The organism is Lapidilactobacillus salsurivasis, from assembly GCF_054785215.1.
In genome coordinates this window covers 1-23,081 of record NZ_BAAABI010000008.1, presented here as the reverse complement: position 1 = coordinate 23,081, position 23,081 = coordinate 1, and the positions used below count along the sequence as shown (strand labels likewise).

The 23,081-nt window shown below is 48.6% G+C and carries 18 protein-coding genes and 3 tRNA genes; 4 read left to right on the top strand and 17 right to left on the bottom strand.

Annotated elements, in window-relative coordinates; translation table 11 throughout:
* Window positions 1–8: 8 nt before the first annotated feature.
* The 8 genes from rplB to rpsL form a co-directional block, all read right to left on the bottom strand.
* Window positions 9–842 carry a 50S ribosomal protein L2 gene (gene rplB, locus ACYVSB_RS09700; protein WP_461219244.1) on the bottom strand — a complete coding sequence of 278 codons (834 nt, stop codon included), beginning with the start codon at window positions 840–842 and terminating at the stop codon, window positions 9–11.
* A 31-nt stretch (window positions 843–873) separates the two neighbouring features.
* Complete coding sequence (gene rplW / locus ACYVSB_RS09695; RefSeq protein WP_125600116.1) at window positions 874–1,158, bottom strand: 50S ribosomal protein L23; 285 nt, start codon at window positions 1,156–1,158, stop codon at window positions 874–876.
* Window positions 1,158–1,781, bottom strand: a complete 624-nt coding sequence (rplD, locus tag ACYVSB_RS09690; protein WP_125600113.1) for a 50S ribosomal protein L4 — start codon at window positions 1,779–1,781, stop codon at window positions 1,158–1,160. The genes rplW and rplD overlap by 1 nt, the downstream gene beginning before the upstream one ends.
* A gap of 25 nt (window positions 1,782–1,806) precedes the next feature.
* Window positions 1,807–2,439 (bottom strand): 50S ribosomal protein L3, encoded by a 633-nt coding sequence (rplC, locus tag ACYVSB_RS09685; protein ID WP_461219243.1) that lies wholly within the window; start codon window positions 2,437–2,439, stop codon window positions 1,807–1,809.
* 27 nt (window positions 2,440–2,466) lie between these two features.
* The gene (gene rpsJ, locus ACYVSB_RS09680) at window positions 2,467–2,775 is read right to left on the bottom strand and encodes a 30S ribosomal protein S10 (protein WP_125600109.1); all 309 of its coding nucleotides are present in this window, start codon (window positions 2,773–2,775) and stop codon (window positions 2,467–2,469) included.
* A gap of 511 nt (window positions 2,776–3,286) precedes the next feature.
* A complete protein-coding gene (fusA, locus tag ACYVSB_RS09675) occupies window positions 3,287–5,374 on the bottom strand; it encodes an elongation factor G (RefSeq protein ID WP_461219242.1) in 2,088 nt (695 codons plus the stop codon).
* 80 nt (window positions 5,375–5,454) lie between these two features.
* A complete protein-coding gene (rpsG, locus tag ACYVSB_RS09670; RefSeq protein WP_125600103.1) occupies window positions 5,455–5,925 on the bottom strand; it encodes a 30S ribosomal protein S7 in 471 nt (156 codons plus the stop codon).
* Window positions 5,926–5,967: 42 nt separating this feature from the next.
* Window positions 5,968–6,381: a 30S ribosomal protein S12 gene (gene rpsL, locus ACYVSB_RS09665; RefSeq protein WP_125600101.1), complete on the bottom strand. Its 414-nt coding sequence runs from the start codon at window positions 6,379–6,381 to the stop codon at window positions 5,968–5,970.
* A gap of 372 nt (window positions 6,382–6,753) precedes the next feature.
* Here rpsL and ACYVSB_RS09660 point away from each other — a divergent pair, with 372 nt between their 5' ends.
* From ACYVSB_RS09660 to ACYVSB_RS09645, 4 genes are all read left to right on the top strand, one after another.
* Window positions 6,754–7,503, top strand: a complete 750-nt coding sequence (locus tag ACYVSB_RS09660) for a prepilin peptidase (protein ID WP_461219241.1) — start codon at window positions 6,754–6,756, stop codon at window positions 7,501–7,503.
* 146 nt (window positions 7,504–7,649) lie between these two features.
* Window positions 7,650–8,114, top strand: coding sequence for a helix-turn-helix domain-containing protein (locus ACYVSB_RS09655; protein WP_125600095.1), 465 nt, complete (start codon window positions 7,650–7,652; stop codon window positions 8,112–8,114).
* Window positions 8,107–8,832, top strand: a complete 726-nt coding sequence (locus tag ACYVSB_RS09650; RefSeq protein ID WP_461219240.1) for an ABC transporter ATP-binding protein — start codon at window positions 8,107–8,109, stop codon at window positions 8,830–8,832. Before ACYVSB_RS09655 ends, ACYVSB_RS09650 begins: the two co-directional genes overlap by 8 nt.
* Window positions 8,822–9,463, top strand: a complete 642-nt coding sequence (locus tag ACYVSB_RS09645) for an ABC-2 transporter permease (RefSeq protein WP_461219239.1) — start codon at window positions 8,822–8,824, stop codon at window positions 9,461–9,463. Before ACYVSB_RS09650 ends, ACYVSB_RS09645 begins: the two co-directional genes overlap by 11 nt.
* Before the next feature lie 159 nt (window positions 9,464–9,622).
* Here the strand turns inward: ACYVSB_RS09645 and rpoC are convergent, their stop codons facing one another.
* The 9 genes from rpoC to ACYVSB_RS09600 all read right to left on the bottom strand — a co-directional run bounded on the left by rpoC (window position 9,623) and on the right by ACYVSB_RS09600 (window position 23,029).
* Window positions 9,623–13,279, bottom strand: coding sequence for a DNA-directed RNA polymerase subunit beta' (gene rpoC / locus ACYVSB_RS09640; RefSeq protein WP_461219238.1), 3,657 nt, complete (start codon window positions 13,277–13,279; stop codon window positions 9,623–9,625).
* Between the two features lie 36 nt (window positions 13,280–13,315).
* Complete coding sequence (rpoB, locus tag ACYVSB_RS09635; protein ID WP_461219237.1) at window positions 13,316–16,912, bottom strand: DNA-directed RNA polymerase subunit beta; 3,597 nt, start codon at window positions 16,910–16,912, stop codon at window positions 13,316–13,318.
* 354 nt (window positions 16,913–17,266) lie between these two features.
* On the bottom strand, window positions 17,267–18,514 hold the full coding sequence (locus tag ACYVSB_RS09630; protein ID WP_125600080.1) for a peptidase U32 family protein: 1,248 nt from the start codon (window positions 18,512–18,514) through the stop codon (window positions 17,267–17,269).
* The gene (locus ACYVSB_RS09625; RefSeq protein ID WP_125600078.1) at window positions 18,514–19,437 is read right to left on the bottom strand and encodes a peptidase U32 family protein; all 924 of its coding nucleotides are present in this window, start codon (window positions 19,435–19,437) and stop codon (window positions 18,514–18,516) included. The genes ACYVSB_RS09630 and ACYVSB_RS09625 overlap by 1 nt, the downstream gene beginning before the upstream one ends.
* A 119-nt stretch (window positions 19,438–19,556) precedes the next feature.
* Window positions 19,557–22,088, bottom strand: a complete 2,532-nt coding sequence (locus tag ACYVSB_RS09620) for an ATP-dependent Clp protease ATP-binding subunit (RefSeq protein WP_461219236.1) — start codon at window positions 22,086–22,088, stop codon at window positions 19,557–19,559.
* A gap of 29 nt (window positions 22,089–22,117) precedes the next feature.
* Complete coding sequence (locus ACYVSB_RS09615) at window positions 22,118–22,582, bottom strand: CtsR family transcriptional regulator (RefSeq protein WP_125600072.1); 465 nt, start codon at window positions 22,580–22,582, stop codon at window positions 22,118–22,120.
* Window positions 22,583–22,728: 146 nt separating this feature from the next.
* Window positions 22,729–22,802 (bottom strand) — tRNA-Pro (locus tag ACYVSB_RS09610).
* Between the two features lie 61 nt (window positions 22,803–22,863).
* Window positions 22,864–22,935 (bottom strand) — tRNA-Gly (locus ACYVSB_RS09605).
* A 20-nt stretch (window positions 22,936–22,955) separates the two neighbouring features.
* Window positions 22,956–23,029, bottom strand: a tRNA-Pro gene (locus ACYVSB_RS09600).
* Window positions 23,030–23,081: the final 52 nt, after the last annotated feature.

Here is a 23,081-nt window from a genome sequence, read left to right as displayed (position 1 = left end):
AGTTATGACTATTTGCCCTTACGGTGCCGAATGATGAGCTTCTCAGAACGAGCCTTAGAATTACGGGTCTTCTTACCCATTGTCTTCTTGCCCCATGGTGAGAGTGGCGACGGACGTCCGATCGGTGCTTTACCTTCACCACCACCATGAGGGTGATCGTTAGGGTTCATAACTGAACCACGAACTGTTGGACGGAAGCCTAACCAGCGTTTACGGCCAGCCTTACCAATCTTGATCAATTCATGTTGTTCATTACCAACTTCACCGACTGTGGCACGGCCAGATGAAAGCACCATCCGTACTTCGCCTGAAGTCAAGCGAATCAAGGTGTATTTAGCTTCATGACCTAAGATCTGAGCCGAAGCGCCGGCTGAACGAGCCAATTGGCCGCCCTTACCTGGTTTCAATTCAATATTATGAACCAAAGTACCAACAGGAATGTTCGCCAATTCAAGTGCATTACCAACCTTGATATCTGCGTTATCGCCAGATTGGACGATTTGGCCAACGACCAAACCCTTAGGCGCGATAATGTATGACTTAACCCCATCTTCGTAGTGTAATAAAGCAATGTTCGCAGTCCGGTTGGGATCGTATTCGATCGCCTTTACAACTGCTTTAACATCATCTTTGGTACGTTTAAAATCAATGACACGGTACTTTTGTTTGTGACCGCCGCCACGGTGACGAACCGTAATATGACCATGAGCATTACGACCGGCAGTTTTTGATTGGGATTCCAGTAAAGTCTTCTCAGGCTTTGACTTGGTGATCTCAGCAAAATCTGATGCGGTCATATTGCGCCGACCATTGCTGGTTGGTTTGTATTTAACAATCGCCATTAGTTTTCCTCCTGTATTATTCTAGTTATGACTAATCTTCAAAAATCTTGATTTCATCAGAATCAGGTGTCAAAGTAACGATTGCTTTCCGACGTTTCTTTGTGTAACCCTCATAACGGCCATAACGTTTCTTTTTACCACGAACGTTCAAAATGTTGACTTCTTTGACGCTAACGCCAAAGATTTCTTCGATTGCGTGACGAACCGCGATTTTGTTCGCGTTGACAGCAACTTCAAACGTGTATTTCTTATCTTCCATGATGTTCATGGATTGTTCCGTCACGATCGGACGAATAATAATATCATGTGCGGCCATTAACCAAGCACCTCCTCGATTTTAGCAAGAGCGGCTTGTGTTAAGATCAGTTTCTGGTTGTTGACGATATCTAACACGTTGATGCCGTCAGCTTCCACAACTGTGACGTTTGGCAAGTTGCGTGCTGATAAAGCTGCAAAATCATTGTCAGCTTCCAGAACAACTAATGCCTTTGTCGCAACATTCAACCCTGCTAAAACATCAGCGAATGCTTTTGTCTTTGGTTGGTCGAAGTTCAATCCGTCCACAACAATCAAATCACCATCGAGAACCTTTTGCGAAAGAACTGATTTGATTGCTAAACGCCGTACTTTTCTAGGTAATTTATAAGCATATGAACGGGGTGTAGGTCCGAAGACGATCCCACCACCACGCCATTGTGGAGAACGAATCGAGCCTTGACGAGCACGACCAGTACCCTTTTGGCGCCAAGGTTTACGACCACCGCCACGGACCGCGGAACGGTTCTTGACAGCGTGTGTCCCTTGACGTAAAGAAGCACGTTGCATGACGACAGCGTCGAAAACGACGCTGTTGTTAGGTTCGATCCCGAAAATCGCATCGTTTAAAGCAACGGTACCATTCTCAGTTCCATCTTGTTTATAAAGTGTGACATTTGCCATTACGAAAATCCTCCTTTCTCAATTTCTACTTTGTTAATTTGATTGCGGATTTAACTGTAACGAATGAATGCTTAGCGCCAGGGACATTACCCTTGATCAACAAAACATTCCGTTCAGGATCAACGCGCGCGATCGTTAAGTTCTGGATCGTGACTTTGTCATTACCCATGCGTCCTGGCAACATCTTGCCTTTGAAAACACGGTTGATGATCGCGCCCATTGAACCAGGGATCCGGTGATAACGAGAACCGTGAGTTTCAGGTCCGCGTGATTGGCCGAAGCGCTTGATGTTACCTTGGTAACCATGACCCTTCGTGATACCAGTAACGTCAACAACGTCACCTTCGTTGAACACATCGACTTTAACTTCAGAGCCGACTTCATAATCTCCTAGCTCAACATCACGAATTTCGCGAATGAAGCGCTTAGGAGCCGTTTTTGCCTTAGCAGCATGACCTTTAGCTGGTTTGTTAGACAGAACTTCACGAACGTCTTGATAACCTAATTGAACTGCTTCGTAACCGTCTGTTTCAGTTGTCTTGATTTGCAAAACAACGTTCGCGCTTGCTTCGATCACAGTAACAGGGATCAATTCGCCATTTTCCGTAAAGATCTGGGTCATTCCAACCTTTTTCCCTAAGATTCCTTTTCTAGCCATGACTACACCTCCATTTTCTTTGGTCTATTATAATTTGATTTCGATATCGACACCACTTGGTAAGTCGAGTTTCATCAACGCGTCAACTGTTTTAGCAGTTGGGTTAACGATATCGATCAAACGTTTGTGCGTCCGGATCTCGAATTGTTCACGTGAGTCCTTGTACTTATGCGGTGAACGGATCACCGTATAAAGGCTACGCTCTGTTGGCAATGGGATTGGCCCGCTAATTGCAGCACCAGTACGTTTTGCCGTTTCAACAATCTTTTCAGCTGATTGGTCTAAGATACGATGTTCATAGGCCTTCAACCGAATCCGAATTTTTTGTTTTGCCATGGAAATTTACCTCCTTTTCGTCACATTAATGGACAAGCTCCGTGGGAATTACCAACATAACCGTCGTGGCAATGCGGCCGGGTGTGTCGCAACCTCTCACTTCAACGCCCTTGTTTGTTGCGCAGCACCCCTAGGGCGTACTACACCCCTGGAACTGAGCACTTTATCTATATTACTGGAAAAGCCTTGCAATTTCAAGGTTTTTCTCTAAATTATTCAAGTTTTTTTGCGGTAATCATTGGGAAGCGGCTTCATTGATTTTCAACCAGTTGCTGGGCAGTAGAAAAAAATTTTGTCATCAAAAAAGGGCTGGAACTCTTGATGTGCACTCATCTTTCAATACCAAAAAATCCAGACCTACAAATTTTCTTCTATATTATTAGCAATCGGAATCGATGCCTAAATTGCTATCAAAATCGCTTCCCGGTTAATCAGGCATGCAACAAAAAAACACTCACGCCTGAACAGCGTGAGTGTTTCATAAGCAATCAAGTATGGGTGGGACAGCTAATTAGTTGCCACCGTTTTTCTTGATGATTTCTTCTTGGATTGATTTTGGCACTGCTTCGTAATGATCAAAGACCATCGTGAAGGTACCACGACCCTGAGTTGCTGAACGCAAGGTAGTCGCATAACCAAACATTTCTGCCAATGGAACTGAGGCATTAACGACTTGGGCGTTACCACGCGCTTCCATGCCATCGACCCGACCACGACGTGCAGTGATCTGGCCCATAACATCACCTAAGTAATCCTCAGGCGCCACAACTTCAACCTTCATAATCGGTTCAAGGATCACTGCGCCAGCTGTCTTAGAAGCCGCCCGCAATGACATTGAAGCGGCAACCTTGAAGGCCGCTTCGGATGAATCGACTTCGTGATAAGAACCATCATAGAGCTTCGCCTTAACGTCGATCAATGGGTAACCAGCTAAGACGCCATTAGCCATTGATTCTTTCAAGCCTTGTTCTACTGAAGGAATGTATTCACGAGGCACGACCCCACCAACGATGGCGTTTTCGAACTCGAAGCCTTTACCCTCTTCATTTGGAGTAAATTCGATCCAAACGTCACCATATTGACCTTTACCACCAGACTGACGAACAAACTTACCTTGAGCAGAGGTTTGTTTCGTGAAGGTCTCACGGTAGGCAACTTGTGGTTCGCCGACTTTAGCTTCAACCTTGAATTCACGACGCATCCGGTCAACGATGATGTCCAAATGCAATTCGCCCATCCCAGAGATCAGCGTTTCGCCAGTTTCAGGGTTTGTTTCCGCACGGAAGGTTGGATCTTCTTCAGCAAGTTTTTGCAAAGCAAGATCCATCTTGTCCCGGTCTTCTTTAGAGTTTGGTTCAATCGATACCTGAATAACTGGTTCAGGAATTTCCATTGCTTCCAAAATCAATGGCCGCTTAAGGTCAGTCAAAGAATCCCCAGTGGTGGTGTTCTTCAAACCAATCGCCGCGCCAATATCTCCAGAGAAAACTTCAGGGATTTCTTGACGGTGGTTCGCATGCATTTGCAGCAAACGACCAACACGTTCACGCGTGTCTTTCGTTGCGTTCAGGATGTATGAACCTGCAATCAAAGTCCCTGTGTAAACCCGGAAGAAAGTCAAACGGCCAACGAATGGGTCAGTGGCGATCTTGAAGGCCAACCCAGCGAACGGCGCGTCATCATCAGCCAATAAGTCAACTTCATCGCCAGTAGCAGGATCAATTGATTTATAAGGCCGAACTTCCAAAGGTGATGGCAAGTAGTCAACGACTGCATCCATCAACATTTGCACGCCCTTGTTCTTGAAGGCAGAACCAGCTAAAACAGGGTAGAATTTCAAGTTGATCGTTGCTTCGCGAATTGCATGACGCAATTCGTCGCTAGTGATTTCTTCACCGTCGAGATATTTCTCCATGATGTCGTCATCAACGTCAGCAACAGCTTCGATCAATTCATTCCGACGTTTTTCAGCTTCATCCTTGTAATCATCAGGTACGGCAACCGTATCCCATTTCGTACCCAAAGCATCTTCGTCGTATAAGTCAGCGACCATGTCGATTAAGTCAATCACGCCTTCGAACTGGTCTTCGGCGCCGATCGGCATTTGAACGGCATGAGCATTGGCTTGTAAACGGTCATGTAAAGTCGAAACAGAATAGTCAAAGTCCGCGCCGATCTTGTCCATTTTGTTAACGAATACTAAACGAGGAACACCGTATGTGGTCGCTTGCCGCCAAACGTTCTCAGTTTGTGGCTCCACGCCAGATTGAGCATCCAAAACCGTGATGGCACCATCAAGTACCCGCAATGAACGTTCAACTTCAATCGTGAAGTCCACGTGTCCTGGAGTATCGATGATGTTGATCCGATAGTCTTTCCATTGCGCAGTCGTCGCAGCGGAAGTAATCGTGATCCCACGTTCTTGTTCCTGCGCCATCCAGTCCATTTGTGAAGCCCCTTCATGGGTTTCGCCAATTTTGTGGATTTTACCTGTGTAGTACAGGATCCGTTCAGTGGTCGTTGTTTTACCGGCATCAATATGAGCCATGATCCCGATATTACGTGTTTTTTCCAAAGGGAATTCACGTTTATTAGCCATTCAAAGTTTCTCCTCTCAATAAGTAATCTAGATAAAATTGAGCCGCTCGTGCGATTTGCCGGAGCCGCTCAATCAGAATCTTACCAACGATAGTGGGCGAAAGCACGGTTAGCGTCTGCCATCTTATGGGTATCTTCGCGTTTCTTAACAGAAGCACCTGTGTTGTTAGCAGCGTCCATGATCTCGTTAGCTAAACGTTCGTCCATGGTATGTTCGTTACGCAAACGAGCATAACTAACGATCCAACGTAAGCCTAAAGTCGTCCGACGTTCTGGACGTACTTCGATTGGCACCTGATAGTTAGAACCACCGATACGGCGAGCTTTAACTTCAAGAACGGGCATAACGTTCTTCATGGCTTCTTCGAATACTTCAAGTGGATCTTTGCTTGTCTTTTCTTTGATGATGTCAAAAGCATCATATAAAATCGTTGATGCGGTACCACGTTTGCCGTCAAGCATCAAATGGTTGATCAAGCGGGAAACGAGTTTTGAATTATAGATTGGGTCTGGCAAGACATCGCGTTTTGCCACATTACCTTTTCTTGGCATTGAGTAAACCTCCTAGTAATGGTTATTGGTCAGATTAAAATGCTATTTCTTAGGGCGCTTAGCACCGTACTTGGAGCGGCTTTGTTTCCGGTCAGTGACACCCGCGGTATCTAAAGCACCACGAACGATGTGATAACGAACACCAGGAAGGTCTTTTACACGACCGCCACGGATCAAGACGACACTATGCTCTTGCAAGTTATGACCGATACCAGGAATATAGGCGGTAACTTCGATCAAGTTAGATAAACGAACACGGGCATACTTCCGCAAAGCGGAGTTAGGTTTCTTAGGAGTCATTGTCCCTACACGAGTAGCTACACCACGTTTTTGAGGTGCAGGATTTGAAGTTAATGACTTTTTCTTACTGTTGTAACCAAAGTTCAAAGCAGGTGAATCTGACATTGAAACTTTTGATTTACGGCCTTTACGTACCAATTGGTTAATAGTTGGCATCAAGGATCCTCCTCAGTTTTATTTCAAATTTAAGTACACACATCCAGGCGGTTCATTTTTTTGTAAAAAATAAAGGCCTGAACATTTGATAGCTTCGAATAGAGCAGCACGGACACCGAAGTATCGAACAATATCCAGAAAGCACCTTTAATACATTATCACGAAGCGCCAGCGCTGTCAAACCAATTCGGCACTTTTTCGACGATTATTCAGCACTGACCCCCAATCATTCACTAAAATCTGGCAGTTTGCGACGGCCGCTCAAATTTCCAGCAAGGCGCGCGGTAAAATAAACGGAATTTCGGATCTTTGGCGTATCTTATTTTAACACAGAAAGTGGACACGGCGAGCTGATGGAGGCGGATTTATTTGATGATTATTTGGCTTGAAAAAACAATACGATTGATTTTGATTTTCTTTCTAGGCGCTAGTTTAGGCTCTTTTGGTCAATTAGTGGTTGAGCGGGGACCAGCAGCCGACGTGGTTTTCACCCCCTCGCACTGCGCGACTTGTTTATGGCCGCTGACCTGGGCTGACTTGATCCCGATCATCAGTTATGGGCAGCACCATGGTCGCTGTCGCCACTGCCAGCAACCAATCCCCCTGGCGTCAACCTTGCGCGAATGGCTAGGTGGACTGAGCGCATGTTGGCTGTTCACCAATGCCGGAGATTATCAACTGGCTGACTTCATCGCCTTGGCCGGCTTATTTATCTGTGCGTTAGCCGATTGGACCAATCATTATGTTTATCAACGCACCTTGCTTATTTGTGGTGGCGCCCTCCTATTGGCCCCCTTCCCCGCCGGCCAACCGCACTGGCTCGCCGCCTTGGCCTTGACAGGAGGATTTGCCCTAATTGCCCGACTGACGCAGGGCTTAGGCAGCGCTGATGTCTTTTGGCTCGGGCTGATCTTCTTCTATCGCGGGAGTGTCTTTGGCCTGGGCGCGCTCTTCATCGCCAATCTGCTGATTTTGACCTACTATCCTTGGCGCGAGCAAACCTCAGATCGACAGATTCCCTTTCTGCCTTATTTGTTCGTGGCCACCTTGATCACCCCGCAACTCTTTGCGCTAAGCCAACGCTGGGTGCTGCTATGGCAGGGCTTCTGGCCACTTCGTTAAATTGATTTCGGGTCAAACCACCCTGCAAGATCCGGTCATATCCGCAAAACAATATCCGGGGCAACCAGTCGTTGCGAAATCAGTTACCTTAAAATGCTGTCCTCGCGAAACTTGCTGAGTATAATCGAGTTATTGGAGGAATCAAAATGACAGCAAATCAATTTATCGCAGCGAACATTCGGAGCCTACGTCAACGCAAACAATGGTCGCAAGAGTTTGTCGCCGAGCGGCTCAACGTCTCCCGCCAAGCTTTCGCAAAGTGGGAAAGCGGCGCCAGTTTGCCAGACATCAATCGTTGCTTAGCACTAGCGAATCTATTTGGCGTCGATCTCAATGCCCTAGTGACCTACGATGAAGAGAACACCGGTGTTCCGATTGGACCGCCGGGAAAACATATTTTCGGTGTGGTCACGTTGGATGATCAACATCAAGTTACATTGCCAGCGACGGCTTGCACCACCTTAGGCCTGACACCTGGAACGCAGTTGATGCTCTTAGGCGATTCTAATCCAGGTACCGCCGGACTGGCCTTGGTCGCCGTGGACCAATTTCTGGCACAAACCGGACCAGCTTTTCACCACTTGTTCCCAGCGGGTGACGACAATGTCTAGCCTGACCGTGACCAACCTGGTCAAGAAATATCCCACTTTTCAACTTAACGTGACTCGATTGCGCCTTGATCCAGGTAAAATCTATGGTCTGATCGGTCCCAACGGCGCTGGCAAATCGACTTTGATCAAATCGCTCTTAGGAATTTGCCCGATTGATCAGGGGCAGATTCGCTTCTTTGAGCGACCATTCAGTGATCACCAGCGAGAAAGCCTACTGCAAATTGGTGTGGTACTAGGCACGACCGATTATTATCGGGAGAAGCGCCTTGTCAGTCTAACCAAGATCACACGGCAGTTCTTTCCTAACTGGGACCAAGATTGCTATCTGACCTTGTGCCGGCAGTTCAATTTAAATGAACAGCAACGAGTCAAAGAACTTTCAACAGGAATGAAAGTTAAATATCAGTTGGCGCTAGCGTTGGCCCACCAGGCGCAATTGTTGATTCTCGACGAGCCGACCAGTGGTCTAGATGTGGTTGCCCGACGCCAGTTGCAAACAATTTTGCGCCAGCTAGCCGATTCCGGGATCAGTATCTTGCTGGCGACCCACTTGTCCGATGACTTGGAGCGCTGCGCCGATGAATTGATTGTTTTGCGCCAGGGTCAGATCATCGCCACAGACACACTGGCGCACTTCAGCGCCGTCCACCGCTCTGCGACAGCCCTAACTTTAGACGACATGATTGTCGCCCTGGAGGTGCCCGACAATGCGCATTGACCTCTTGAAAAAAGAATGGTGCTTGGCCGCCCACCCGAACCTATTTGTGTTCACTTGCATGGGTCCCCTAGTGTTGGTCCCCGCTTATCCGCTGGTCATGATCTGGCTCTTTTCCTGCCTAGGTATCTTCATTTCCTTTACCTACAACCGTGAGACCAACGATCTTTACTATACAGCACTACTACCGATTCCGCGGCAAGCGCTGGTCACAAGTAAATTCCTCGTCACGGTCACCGCGCAACTGGCAAGCCTGCTACTGACGCTACCATTCGCCCAATTACGACAGGCTTTGCCCCTGGCCGGAAATCCCGTCGGCTTGAGCGCCAATGTCACTTTGTTTACCGTGGGTTTTTTAATATTTGGCGTTTTTAATTTCACCTTTCTACCCGCCTACTTTCGACAACCGGCCAAGGTCGGTCAAGCCTTTCTCAAATGTTTGCCAGGGCTCCTGCTCGTGGCCGGCGGCGCCGAGGCCCTACCTCATTTTCCTGGTTACCACTGGCTCACGACTTTCGGTGCCGAACAGACCAAGCTGCTTCCTGGATTGCTATTGGCCCTCCTCGGTTATCTGGTGGCAACCGACCTGGCTGCGCGCCATGCGCACCGCGATTTCGCTCATGTTGACCTCTAAAAACCGCAATCTAACCGATAAAGTCTCTTAAATTCCCCTGTCAAACATTGACCGGGGATTTTTTGTACAGAAAAAGCCCCAGCGACGACTGTCGCTGGAGCTTTGATCGGTAATCTGATACCATGTCATCCTTGGTTCAACGCTGAATGACAGTTTAATTTATTTCTTTGGTGCCGCTTCGGCATCCTCGGCTTCCATTTTCTTTTCAATGTCTGAAATGGAGTAAATGCTCTTGGAGGAAGCGCCAACCTTCTCTGGTTCCATGTGACGATACTTCGCCATCCCGGTACCAGCAGGCACGATCTTCCCGATAATCACATTCTCTTTCAAGCCGATCAGAGGATCATTCTTACCGCGAATCGACGCGTCGGTTAAGACACGCGTTGTTTCTTGGAAGGATGCTGCCGACAAGAAGCTGTTGGTTTCCAAGGAAGCCTTGGTGATTCCTAACAATACCGGACGACCAGTGGCCGGAATGCCACCTTTGACCAATGTTGCTTGGTTTTGTTCGGTGAAATCAGCGATGTCAAGCAAGGTCCCTGGCAAGATCTCGGTATCACCAGGATCAAGCACCCGAATCTTCCGTAACATTTGCCGAACCATCACCTCGACGTGCTTATCACTGATTTCAACACCCTGCATCCGATAAGTCTTTTGGACTTCAGACAGCAGGTAGTTCTCAGTAGAAATCACATCACGAACACGAATCAACTGCTTCGGATCGATGGAACCACCCGTTAACTTCGCGCCGCGTTCGATGTGATCGCCTTCAGCGACAGCCACACTAGACGCGTAAGGAACACTATAAGTCCGCGTATCAGTTTTACCTTCAACGGTGATCTCACGGGTATGTTCGGCCGGGTTCTCGTCGATGGCAGTGATTTCACCCGTAACTTCAGTGATAACCGAAAGCCCCTTCGGATTCCGCGCTTCGAAAATTTCTTGGACACGTGGCAACCCTTGCGTAATATCTTCGCCGCCGGCAACACCGCCGGAGTGGAAGTTCCGCATGGTCAACTGGGTACCAGGTTCGCCGATCGATTGAGCGGCAACGGTTCCGACAGCTTCGCCGACTTCGACTTCGCCGCCAGTCGCTAAGTTGTAACCATAGCACTTCTTGCAGACACCATGTTTGGTATCGCAGGTAAAGACGGAACGGATCGTTGCTTCTTCGACACCAGCGTCAACGATTTGATGGGCAGTGTCTTCATTGACCAAATCGCCGCGTTTAGCAATCAGCTCCCCAGTTTCGGGGTTGATCACTGATTTTTGCAAATACCGGCCAACTAACCGATCAAACAAGGATTCAATCAATTCATTGCCTTCGCGGATCGCTTTGATCAGAATCCCGCGGTCAGTACCGCAGTCTTCTTCACGAACAATGACATCTTGGGCAACGTCAACCAACCGTCGGGTCAAGTAGCCAGAATCGGCTGTCTTCAAGGCCGTATCGGTCATCCCTTTACGGGCACCGTGGGTTGACATGAACATTTCCATGACGGACAAGCCTTCACGGAAGTTTGACGTTACGGGAACTTCCATCATCCCACCGTTAGGCGCGGCCATCAAGCCACGCATGCCGGCAAGCTGGGTAAAGTTAGAAATCGAGCCCCGGGCGCCAGAATCACTCATCATTGAGATTGGGTTAGATGGGTCAAAGGAATCAGATAATTCTTGTTGGATCTCATCCTTCGCATCATTCCATAAGGTAATGACCCGATCATGACGTTCTTGGTCGGTAATCAAGCCCCGACGGAATTGTTTGGAGACGTTGGCAACCTTCTTATGAGCGTCGTCAACGATTCGATCTTTATCAGGCATGACCGGCACATCAGCCACCCCGACCGTCAAGCCGGAGATCGTGCAGACCGTGTAACCCAGTTCCTTCATATCATCCAACAATTCAGAAGTCCGTTGAACTTTATAGACCTTGAAGACTTGCGCGATGATATCAGACAAGAAGCCTTTCTTGAATGGGGTCACAAGTGGTTCTTGTTCCAATTTCGCGTGGATATCTTCCCCTGGTTCCAAATAGAACTTGTCCAAATTGCCATCAACCAAGTTGGCGTTGGAAGGTTCATTCAAATACGGGAAGTTCTCTGGTAAAACTTGATTAAACAAGGCCTTGCCAGCAGTGGTCAACAAGATGCCATTCTTTTGTGCCGCTGGGAATGGTTTCGTTGGCATGGAAGCAATCGACAACCCGATCCGGGAGTGATAATGAACATCGCCATTTTGCATCGCGGTTTCAACTTCGGCGATGTTGTTGAAAATCATGCCTTCGCCTTCACGACCGCGTTCTTCTAGTGTCAAGTAATAGTTACCCAAAACAACGTCCTGTGAAGGGGTTACGATCGGCTTACCATCTTTTGGCGCCAAAATATGGTGGGCTGCTAGCATCAGCATCCGTGCTTCAGCTTGCGCTTCATCAGATAAAGGCACGTGGATCGCCATTTGGTCCCCATCGAAATCGGCATTGTAGGCTTCACAAGCCAGTGGATGCAGACGAATGGATTTACCATCGACCAAGACAGGTTCAAAGGCTTGGATGCCCAGACGGTGTAACGTTGGCGCCCGGTTCAATAACACGGGCCGTTCCTTGATCACATCTTCCAAAACATCCCAAACATCATCATCTTGACGTTCGATCTTGCGTTTGGCATTTTTGATATTTGAGGCGATATCGCGTTTAACCAATTCGTGCATGACAAATGGTTTAAACAACTCCAGCGCCATTTGACGTGGGACCCCACATTGATAGAACTTCAAGGTTGGGCCAACATCAATAACAGAACGTCCAGAATAGTCGACCCGTTTACCCAGCAAGTTCTGACGGAACCGGCCTTGCTTCCCTTTCAACATGTGTGAAAGAGACTTCAATGGGCGGTTACCAGGTCCAGCGACGGGACGGCCACGACGACCATTGTCGATCAAAGCGTCAACGGCTTCTTGCAACATCCGCTTTTCGTTTTGAACGATAATGCTAGGCGCATTCAGATCCAACAAGCGTTTCAACCGGTTGTTACGGTTGATCACCCGACGGTAAAGGTCATTCAGATCAGAAGTCGCGAAACGACCACCTTCCAATTGAACCATTGGCCGTAGATCTGGTGGAATAACCGGGATCGCATCCATGATCATCCAATCAGGACGGTTACCGGATTGCTTGAAGGCATCCAGAATATCCAACCGGCGAATCGAGCGGGTCCGTTTTTGCCCTTGGGCGGTTTGTAATTCTTCTTTTAAGGACTTGATTTCTTTGTCCAAGTCGACCTTTTGCAACAATTCTTTGATAGCTTCAGCGCCCATTTTGGCAGTGAATTTACCATCGAACTCGTCGAGCCGTTCCCGATATTCTTGCTCAGTCAACAATTGCTTGTATTCCAATGTGGTATCAGCTGGGTCAATCACAACATAAGAAGCAAAGTAAATGATTTCTTCCAAAGCGCGTGGGCTCATGTCCAAAATCAAACCCATCCGGCTAGGAATTCCCTTGTAATACCAAATATGTGAAACGGGTGCGGCCAATTCAATATGACCCATCCGTTCGCGCCGAACCTTAGAACGGGTAACTTCAACACCACAGCGATCACAGACAATGCCCTTATAACGGACACGTTTGTATTTGCCACAGGCACATTCCCAATCTTTAGTTGGTCCGAAAATGCGTTCATCGAACAAGCCATCACGTTCTGGCTTCAAGGTTCGGTAGTTGATCGTTTCTGGCTTTTTGACCTCGCCATAAGACCAGCTCCGAATCTTGTCAGGGGATGCAAGTCCGATTTGCATGCTTTCAAACTTATTTACATCGATCAAAGATTTAGACCTCCCTGTCTATTGTCAATCGACCGCTTACTTAGCCGGCTGATCTTTACCCGTCGTTTCAGCTAAGGCTTTTTGCGCCTCTTCTTCTTGACGTTTCTTCTCTTGTTCGTCGGAGTATTTCTGTAACGCGTCGTTATTGACGATATCATCATCCTCGTCATCCATATCGCGGAGTTCGATTTCCTGATGATCGGCATCCAAGACCTTCATATCAAGCCCTAAAGCCTGTAATTCTTTGACCAAAACGCGGAAGGATTCAGGTACGCCTGGTTTTGGAATTGGTTCGCCTTTGACAATGGCTTCATAGGTCTTGACCCGGCCAACAACGTCATCCGATTTGTAAGTTAAGATTTCTTGTAAGGTATAAGCGGCCCCGTAAGCTTCCAAGGCCCAAACTTCCATTTCCCCGAAACGCTGACCACCAAATTGGGCTTTACCACCTAAAGGTTGTTGCGTCACTAAAGAGTAAGGTCCAATCGAACGAGCATGGATCTTATCGTCAACCATGTGGGCCAGCTTCATGTAGTACATGACCCCAACGGAAACACGATTATGGAAGGCTTCACCGGTCCGACCGTCATAAAGAACAGTCTTCCCGTCACTGGCCATTCCGGCTTCCTTAACAGTATCCCAAAGATCTTTCTCATTGGCGCCATCGAAAACTGGCGTGGAAACGTGGATCCCCAAGTTACGCGCGGCCATGCCTAAATGCAGTTCCAAGACCTGACCAATGTTCATCCGTGAAGGAACACCCATGGGGTTCAAGAGAATATCGACCGGCGTGCCATCTGGCATGAATGGCATATCTTCTTCAGGAACCACGATGGAAACCGTCCCTTTATTACCGTGACGACCGGCCATCTTATCCCCGACTTGGATCTTCCGCTTCTGAGTGATGTAGACCCGCACCATCATATTGACGCCTGGCGCTAACTCATCGCCCGCTTCACGAGTAAAAATCTTCACATCTTGAATGATGCCGCCGCCGCCATGAGGGACACGGAGTGAGGTATCGCGAACTTCGCGAGCCTTCTCACCAAAGATCGCATGGAGCAAACGTTCCTCAGCGGATAGTTCAGTGACCCCTTTCGGCGTGACCTTGCCGACTAAGATATCACCGTCATGAACCTCGGCCCCGATCCGCACGATCCCGAATTCATCCAAATCTTTCAACGCGTCTTCACCGACGTTAGGAATTTCCCGAGTCATTTCTTCAGGTCCTAATTTAGTGTCACGGGCTTCAGATTCATATTCTTCGATATGGATCGACGTGTAAATATCGTCTTTGACCAAACGTTCTGATAAAACGATCGCGTCTTCAAAGTTATACATGTTCCAAGTCATAAAGGCGATCAATGGGTTTTGCCCCAAGGCTAATTCGCCCTTCTCCATCGCTGGTCCATCAGCGATGATTTCACCAGCATCGACTTGATCACCTTTAGCCACGATTGGCCGTTGGTTGTAACTCTTACCACCATTAGAACGGCGGAATTTCATTAATTGATATTTATCTAAGGTGCCATCAGCGCGACGCGTCCGGATTTCTTTAGCGTCAACGAATTCAACGACACCATCATATTTAGCCAGTAAAGCAACCCCGGAGTCATGGGCAGCCACATATTCCATCCCAGTACCAACTAATGGCGCATGAGGATCAACCAATGGCACAGCCTGACGCTGCATGTTCGCACCCATCAAGGCCCGGTTGGAGTCGTCATTTTCCAAGAAAGGAATGCAGGCAGTCGCGACCGCGACAACCTGTTTAGGCGAAACGTCCATGTAATCGACTTTCTCAGGGCTGATTTCGATGTTTTCGTCTTTGTGTCGCGCCAAGACTGTGTCAGCGACGAAACTACCATCATCGTTTAACACAGAGTTCGCCTGCGCGACGATGTAATTATCTTCTTCATCAGCGGTCAAGTAGTCGATCTTATCGGTAACCTTATGATCGGTCCAAGCGACCCGGCGATAAGGGGTTTCAATGAAGCCGTATTTGTTGACGACGGCATAAGACGCCAAACTGTTGATCAAGCCAATGTTTGGTCCTTCAGGGGTTTCAATTGGGCACATCCGGCCATAATGGGTATAGTGAACGTCCCGCACTTCGTAACCAGCGCGATCACGGGTCAAACCACCAGGTCCTAAGGCAGACAAACGCCGCTTATGGGTCAATTCACCTAACGGATTCGTTTGATCCATGAACTGGGACAGCTGGGAAGACCCAAAGAATTCCTTGATGGACGCCACAACAGGACGAATATTGATCAATTGTTGTGGGGTGACTGTGTTGATATCTTGGATCGACATCCGTTCCCGCACAACCCGTTCCATCCGCGCCAAACCAATGCGGAATTGGTTTTGGAGCAATTCACCAACGGAACGGATCCGCCGATTGCCTAAATGGTCGATATCATCAGTGCTTCCTAAGCCTTCGCTCAGGTTCAAGAAGTAATTGATCGAAGCCACGATATCCGCAGGGGTAATGTGCTTGACATCCTCGGCGATATTCGCGTTACCAATCAGATTGACTTCCTTTTCAGGATCATCGGGTGAAACCACCTTGATGACTTGCACAGTCATTGGTTCATTAACAACACCTTCATCAGAAGGTTCGTAAGTGACCGTCTTGAAATCATCACGCGCCAAATAGGGATTCAATTTATCCATGACTTCGCGATCAACCAATTTACCCTTTTCCGCTAAAATCTCACCGGTATCAGGATCGGCCAAGGTCTCAGCAAGCGTTTGATTGATCAGGCGATGTTTCAAGCCCAGTTTCTTATTGATTTTATAACGACCAACCGGCGCTAAATCGTAGCGCTTAGGGTCGAAGAAGCGCGCGTACAGCAATGACCGCGAACTATCTGCGGTCTTCGGTTCGCCTGGGCGGAGACGTTCGTAAATATCTTTCAAGGCTTCAGCGACACGTGAATCACTGGTATCCTTGTGGACATCCTTTTCCAAGGTTGACATCAAGCTGTCGTTTTCACCTAAGATATCGATGATTTCGGAATCCGAGCCGTAGCCCAATGCCCGAATCAAAATTGACAAGGGAAGCTTCCGGGTCCGGTCGATCCGCACGTAGGAAATATCCTTCGCATCAGATTCGTATTCCAACCAGGCGCCGCGGTTCGGGATGACCGTTGTGCCGTAAAGCGTCCGGCTGTTCTTATCGATTGATGAATTGAAATAAACACCAGGGGAACGAACTAATTGGGAAACAATAACCCGTTCGGCACCGTTGATAATGAAGGTCCCTTGCTCGGTCATCAATGGGAAATCGCCAAAGAAAACATCCTGAGTTTTGATCTCATTGGTTTCATGATTGGTCAACTTCAAAGTAACGTGTAAAGGCGCCGAATAATTGGCGTCATGTTGCCGCGCCTCTTCGACTGAGTATTTTGGTTCTAAAAGTTTATAGCCAACAAATTCAAGCGAAAGGTTACCCGCGAAGTCGTCGATCGGCATAATGTCTTGGAACATGCTGCTGAGCCCTTCGTCTAGGAACCATTGATATGAATTTGTTTGGATCTCGATCAAATTTGGTAAATCGAGCACTTCTTTGATCCGCGCGTAAGAACGCCGCGTCCGGTGCTTACCATATTTCACGATGTGTCCTACCAAACCGTTCACCCCTTCAAAAAAATCAGTAGCTTGCTAATATTTCAGAATCATGACAAATGTTACATTTTGATTAAATCGTTCTTTCGACCAGTTTTTAAGCAAAAAAAAGACAAAAGCAACAGCAAACGCCTTGCCTTTGTACTTATATAATCACTTACCGGACAAAAGATCGGTCGTGATACTGTAATATTGTACGCTACAGCTCTTGTCAGACCTTGTTAGTATACGCTAAATATTTCTATCTGTAAAGGTCTTGACAAATTGTAAGCGTTGTTAATTGTCTTTTTTTGCTCAAATGTGTGAATCTACCAAATTGAGACCCGAAATGTCCCCGAATCCAAGGCCGGCCAGAACCTAGTGGCGCGCCTGGGCCCGGACGAAATCGCCCGGCTGAACCGGTTGAGCGCAAGTAAAGTGCACGACCTGCATCGCATGCGGCGCCCGGTCGATGGCTTGATCGTCCTCATCGAACAGATCGGTTACCGCTTGAGTATGATGACTGAAGTTCGGTCCATAGAATTCGATCTGATCGCCGATCCCAAAATTGTTGCGTTGTTGGACCGTCACTTGCCGTGTCGCCGCGTCGTAGGCCAAGACCTCACCGACGAAGGCGTAATGAGGCAAACGGCGCCGTTGACCAAACAATTGGAACTCCTCATTTGGCGTCCCGTAATAAAAGCCTGTCGACAATTCGCGCTGAGCCACTTTCCACAACTCGTCGACCCAAGCCGGATCCAACTGATAATTAGCCGGATCAGCGCAATATTTCCGAACCGCGGTGGAATAAACATTGGCCACGGTCGAGACATAATGAACGGTCTTCATTCGTCCTTCGATTTTCAGCGAATCCACACCTGCTTCGACCAAATCAGGAATGTGCTCGATCATCGACATATCGACGGCGCTCATGGAGAACTTCTCGGCTTTTCCATCTGGACCGTGCCCAACCAATTCGCGCTTCTGACCTAGGTCAGGGAGATCGAACAAGTCATACTTCCAGCGACAGTTCTGCGCGCAGCCGCCTCGATTGGCGTCCCGCAGACTCAAGTGGTTGGACAGCACACAACGCCCGGAATAGCCAATACACATAGCACCATGGACAAACGCTTCGATTTGGACATCGGTATGTTGACGCATTTCCTTGATTTCGGCGATCCCCACCTCCCGGGCTAAAACCACCCGCTCCAAGCCTTCATTTTGCCAGAAATTCAGGGTCTCATAGTTGGTTGCGGAAGCTTGGGTGGATAAATGAACCTTCAGACCTGGTGCTTCGGTGATCGCCGTTTCGATCAAGGAGGGATCCGAGACGATCACCGCATCAATTCCCGCATCGCGCACTTGCCGATAAAACGAACCGGCTCCGGCTAAATTTTGCTCGTGGGCGACAATGTTGGCAGCCACGTAAACTTTTGCTCCGTGTTGATGGGCGTAATCCGCACCGCTTTTCATTTCCGCGAACGAGAAATTTCCCGCACGGGAGCGCAGACCATAGGCGTCGCCCCCGATATAGACCGCGTCGGCGCCATAGTCGATCGCGACCTTTAATTTCTCGGGGGTCCCGGCTGGCGCTAGTACTTCTGGATGTTTGACTGCAGTTAACATTATTTCACCTCATCTGGATCTAAATCAAAGAAACCATTGTCTAAACCGCGGCCTGCTGGTTGCAACTGCTGAACCGTTTGATCCAGCACTGCCAAGTCCGCGGCGGTCGCTGTTCCCGCCGCCAAAAGTGCGCGCGCTTGGGCAAAAGCCGCGACAACTTGGGGGAAGGTCGCTTCATCGGCGAAGAGACCATCCAGCTTCCAACGCCGCAACCCAAGATCCCATAACTTAGGCAGATCCGGCAGCAGGTCAAGATCGTTATTCGCAAAGATATGCGTCCCATTGCGATCTTCATAAATCGAATAATGGGTCTCATCATGATGGGGCGTCGCAATAAACAACCCCCGTTGCCGATCCGTCCGGTCCAAATGCTCTTGGACAAAATTCGAATAGTTATCCAATAGCGGCCGTCCAGACTGATGAATCACAATGGCGCCATAAACCGTGACCTCCACAGGAATCGTCACCTTTTGGCTTAGGGGCATCATTTCTTGATAAGGAACCTCATGGGCCAACACCGCGGCGTGCGCTCCATGTTTCCCCCAAAAGTTGATTTGCCGCGAACTGGTCACCAAGTCGGCCGCGTCATAAAGGTAGGGCAAGTTCAGTTGCGCCCGCCGCAAAACATTGATTGCCCCGGGATCACCAATACTGACCTCGTCCACACCGATTGCCGCGAGAAAGCGGAAATACTCGTCGATTTTGGCGATGCGATCGTTATGGAAAATAGCGTTAGCCGCCACAGTGACTTTCTTCTGCTCCTGATGAGCTAGGGTCACGATCGCCGCCAATTCCTCTCGCGCGAAACTATGGGGTAAGCGCAACCCGAATTCGTCCTCGCCGAGATATAGGCGGTCGGCGCCGGCCGCAATGACAGCCGCGGCCTGTTGATAACTGGACACGGTAGTTACTAATTCAGACATAATGAACCTCTTTTTCTTTTCGTTCTTTCAAAGGATAGCACAGAACCCAGCAAAAAAGCTAGATTGTTAACAACCTAGCTTGTTGCGACTTACTTATTTGGACCTATCATCTGAAGGAATCAAGGCGTTTTGACAGCTTTTTTGCTTTTGGTCTTTGGCGCCGCTTCTTTGGGCTTCAAGGCTTTCACGTTAACCGTGATTTTTCCTTTACTGGCGCCGACCGTAACTTGACTATTGGTGGTGATTGTTTTGTCCAGCAACATTTCACTGACCCGATCCTCAATGTCCCGTTGGATCGCGCGCCGCAATGGCCGGGCGCCATATTCAGGGTCAAAGCCATCCTGAGCGATCACATCCATGGCTGCCGGCGTCAGTTTCAAGCTGATTTGTTGCTCCGCCAACCGTTGTTGTAGTTTCCGCGAGAGGATCCGAACGATGGTGCGCAATTGCGCCTTATCCAAACTATGGAAAATCACGGTCTCATCGATCCGGTTCAGGAATTCTGGCCGGAAGAATTGCTTCGTCGCCTCCATGATCTTGGCGTTCATCTCCGCATGCTGATCCGTCGCCGAGTAAGCGCCGAACCCAACTGATTTGTCATCACGTAAGGCCGTTGCCCCTAAATTCGAAGTCATGATCAAAATCGTATTGCGGAAATCGACGCGGCGCCCCTTGGCATCAGTCAAATAACCATCATCCAAAACCTGTAACAACAAGTTGAAAACATCCGGATGGGCCTTTTCCACCTCATCAAATAGCACAACCGAGTAAGGTTTGTTGCGAACTTTCTCGGTCAATTGACCGCCTTCGTCATAGCCAACATAGCCTGGCGGTGACCCAATCAAACGGGAGGTGGTGTATTGATCCATGAATTCGGACATATCGATTCGAATCAAATTGTCCTCCGAACCAAACATCGCTTCGGCCAAGGCCTTGGCCAATTCGGTTTTACCGACGCCGGTTGGTCCTAAGAACAAGAATGAACCGATCGGCCGTTGTGGATCTTTTAACCCACTACGGGCCCGGCGAATTGCTTTAGCCACCGAAGTCACGGCCTTGTCCTGACCCACAACCCGGTTATGCAGAATCTGTTCCAGGTTGATCAGCCGTTCGCTCTCTTTCTTCTGCAGTTGGGTCAATGGTACCCCGGTCCACTCAGAAACGACTTCCGCCACGTCTTCTGGCGTGACTTTCACATCGGAGCGAACTGTGCCAGGATTGGCCGCGATCACTTCATCGAGTTTGACTTTCAAGGCCATTTCTTTCTGACGAATATTGGCGGCCTGCTCGAAGTCCTGTTGTTCGATCGCTTGTTCCTTTTGGGCGATGATTTGGTTCAATTCTTGTTGGACCTGATCCAGCGGGCTCAGGTCACTGGCTTCATCCAAGCGGACTTTAGCGGCGGATTCGTCGATCAAATCAATCGCCTTATCGGGCATGAATCGTCCCACAATATAGCGGTCCGCTAGTACAACCGCTTCATGTAAAGCCTCGTCGGTGATCGTCACACCATGATGAGCTTCGTAACGCGGACGTAACCCCTTCAAAATTGATTCAGTTTCGGCCGGCGTCGGTTCATCGATTTGCACGGTGGCAAACCGACGTTCCAGGGCGGAATCCTTTTCAATATACTTCTGATATTCATCCAAGGTCGTCGCGCCGATCAACTGCAATTCACCCCGAGCCAGGGCCGGTTTCAAAATATTGGAAGCGTCGATCGCGCCTTCTGCCCCACCTGCGCCAACAAGCGTGTGCAGTTCATCAATAAACAGGATGACTTGGCCATCTTGATAGATCTCGTCGATCACCTTTTTTAGGCGATCTTCGAACTCACCACGATACTTGGTGCCAGCAACCAGGGACCCCATATCCAGCATCATCAGCCGCTTTTGCCGCATATCAGCCGGGACATTGACCGCAACGATGCGCTGCGCTAGTCCTTCGGCGATCGCTGTTTTACCAACGCCAGGTTCGCCGACCAGGACCGGATTGTTCTTTGTGCGCCGGCTCAAAATCTGAATCACCCGCTTAACTTCCCGATCACGACCGACAACGGGATCCATTTTCGCTTCCGTGGCCGCAGCCGTTAAATCCCGCGCTAAAGAATTCAAAGTCGGGGTCAACGTCTTCGCTTGCGTTGCTGCCGGTCGCGCTGAAGCACGGCCGCCAGCGATCTGCCCTTTTTTGAAATTAGCGTCAGATAAGCCCATTTTTTTCAATAGGATCTGCTTCGTCTTGGTTAGACTGAGCCCCAAATTCGTCAAGATCCGCGCGGCCAAAATATCGTCCTCACGTAATAATCCTAACAAAATATGTTCGGTGCCAATCTTGATGGCGCCTAGACGCTTGGCCTCGTCCCCAGCATAAGCCAAAATCTGCTTGGACTTCGGCGAATAAGGCAAATAGCCATCCGCCTGATCCGAACCTTCTGCGGAGGACGAGCCATAACCAGTAAACCGCTCGATCTCCTCCTTGACGTAATCCGGGGTGATCGTCAATTGCCGCAGCGTCTTACCGGCGATTCCCTCCGTTTCCATCGTTAATGCTAACAATAAATGCTCTGTCCCCACCGCGTGATGATGAAAATACCGCGCCTGTTCTTGGGCAATGACCAGCACTTTACTGGCACTTTCTGTAAATAGATTATCCAAGATAACGCCTGCCTTTCTTTAAACCAAATTCAGCGATAACGTAAGCCATCCAATAATGCGCTCAAGAGATTAGCGCGCACTGTTTCCGCGGCCGTCTGATCCTTGATCCGCAATGCCTCATCTGTCAGCATCGTGGCAATCAAGCGTGCCTCGCGTTCACTGATCAATTCCGATTCAATCAACTGCTGCAAAACCATTAACGTCCGCGGCAAGGTGATTTGCGCCCCGATTGCCGCAATTAAGCGATTCAAGTAATGGTCCTGATCGCAAAATTGCATCTTTTCAATGCGAATGTATCCGCCGCCGCCCCGTTTGCTTTCCACCAAATAGCCTTGTTGCGTGGTGAAACGAGTCTTAATGACATAATTGATCTGTGAAGGAACACAATTGAACTGCGCCGCTACTTCGGAACGATTGATTTCTATCTGTTGTTCCGCAGCCAGAATTTGTTTCAAATACGCTTCAATTATATCTGAAATATTTTGTCCTGCCATCGATCGATTCCTTTTCTATCAAGTCTCATCTGATTTTGACCATCATTGACCTTCATTATAAAAGAAATTAACCGATCTGCCAACTACCAAGTTCCTAACTGATACCAAAAAACGTTGAAAGTTTAATCACTTTCAACGTTTTTCAATCGGGAAAACAAGATTTGAACTTGCGACCCCTACGTCCCGAACGTAGTGCTCTACCAAGCTGAGCTATTTCCCGTCAATCAGCTCTACTGAATCCTTAGAACAAAAAAGCCTAAAAGCTATCTTTCAGACTCAGAAGCGGAAGACGGGATTCGAACCCGCGACCCCCACCATGGCAAGGTGATGTTCTACCACTGAACTACTTCCGCATTTTATTATTTTACTACCATCGGGAAGACAGGATTCGAACCTGCGACCCCCTGGTCCCAAACCAGGTGCTCTACCAAGCTGAGCTACTTCCCGAACTATGCACCCAGTAGGAGTCGAACCTACAACCTTCTGATTCGTAGTCAGA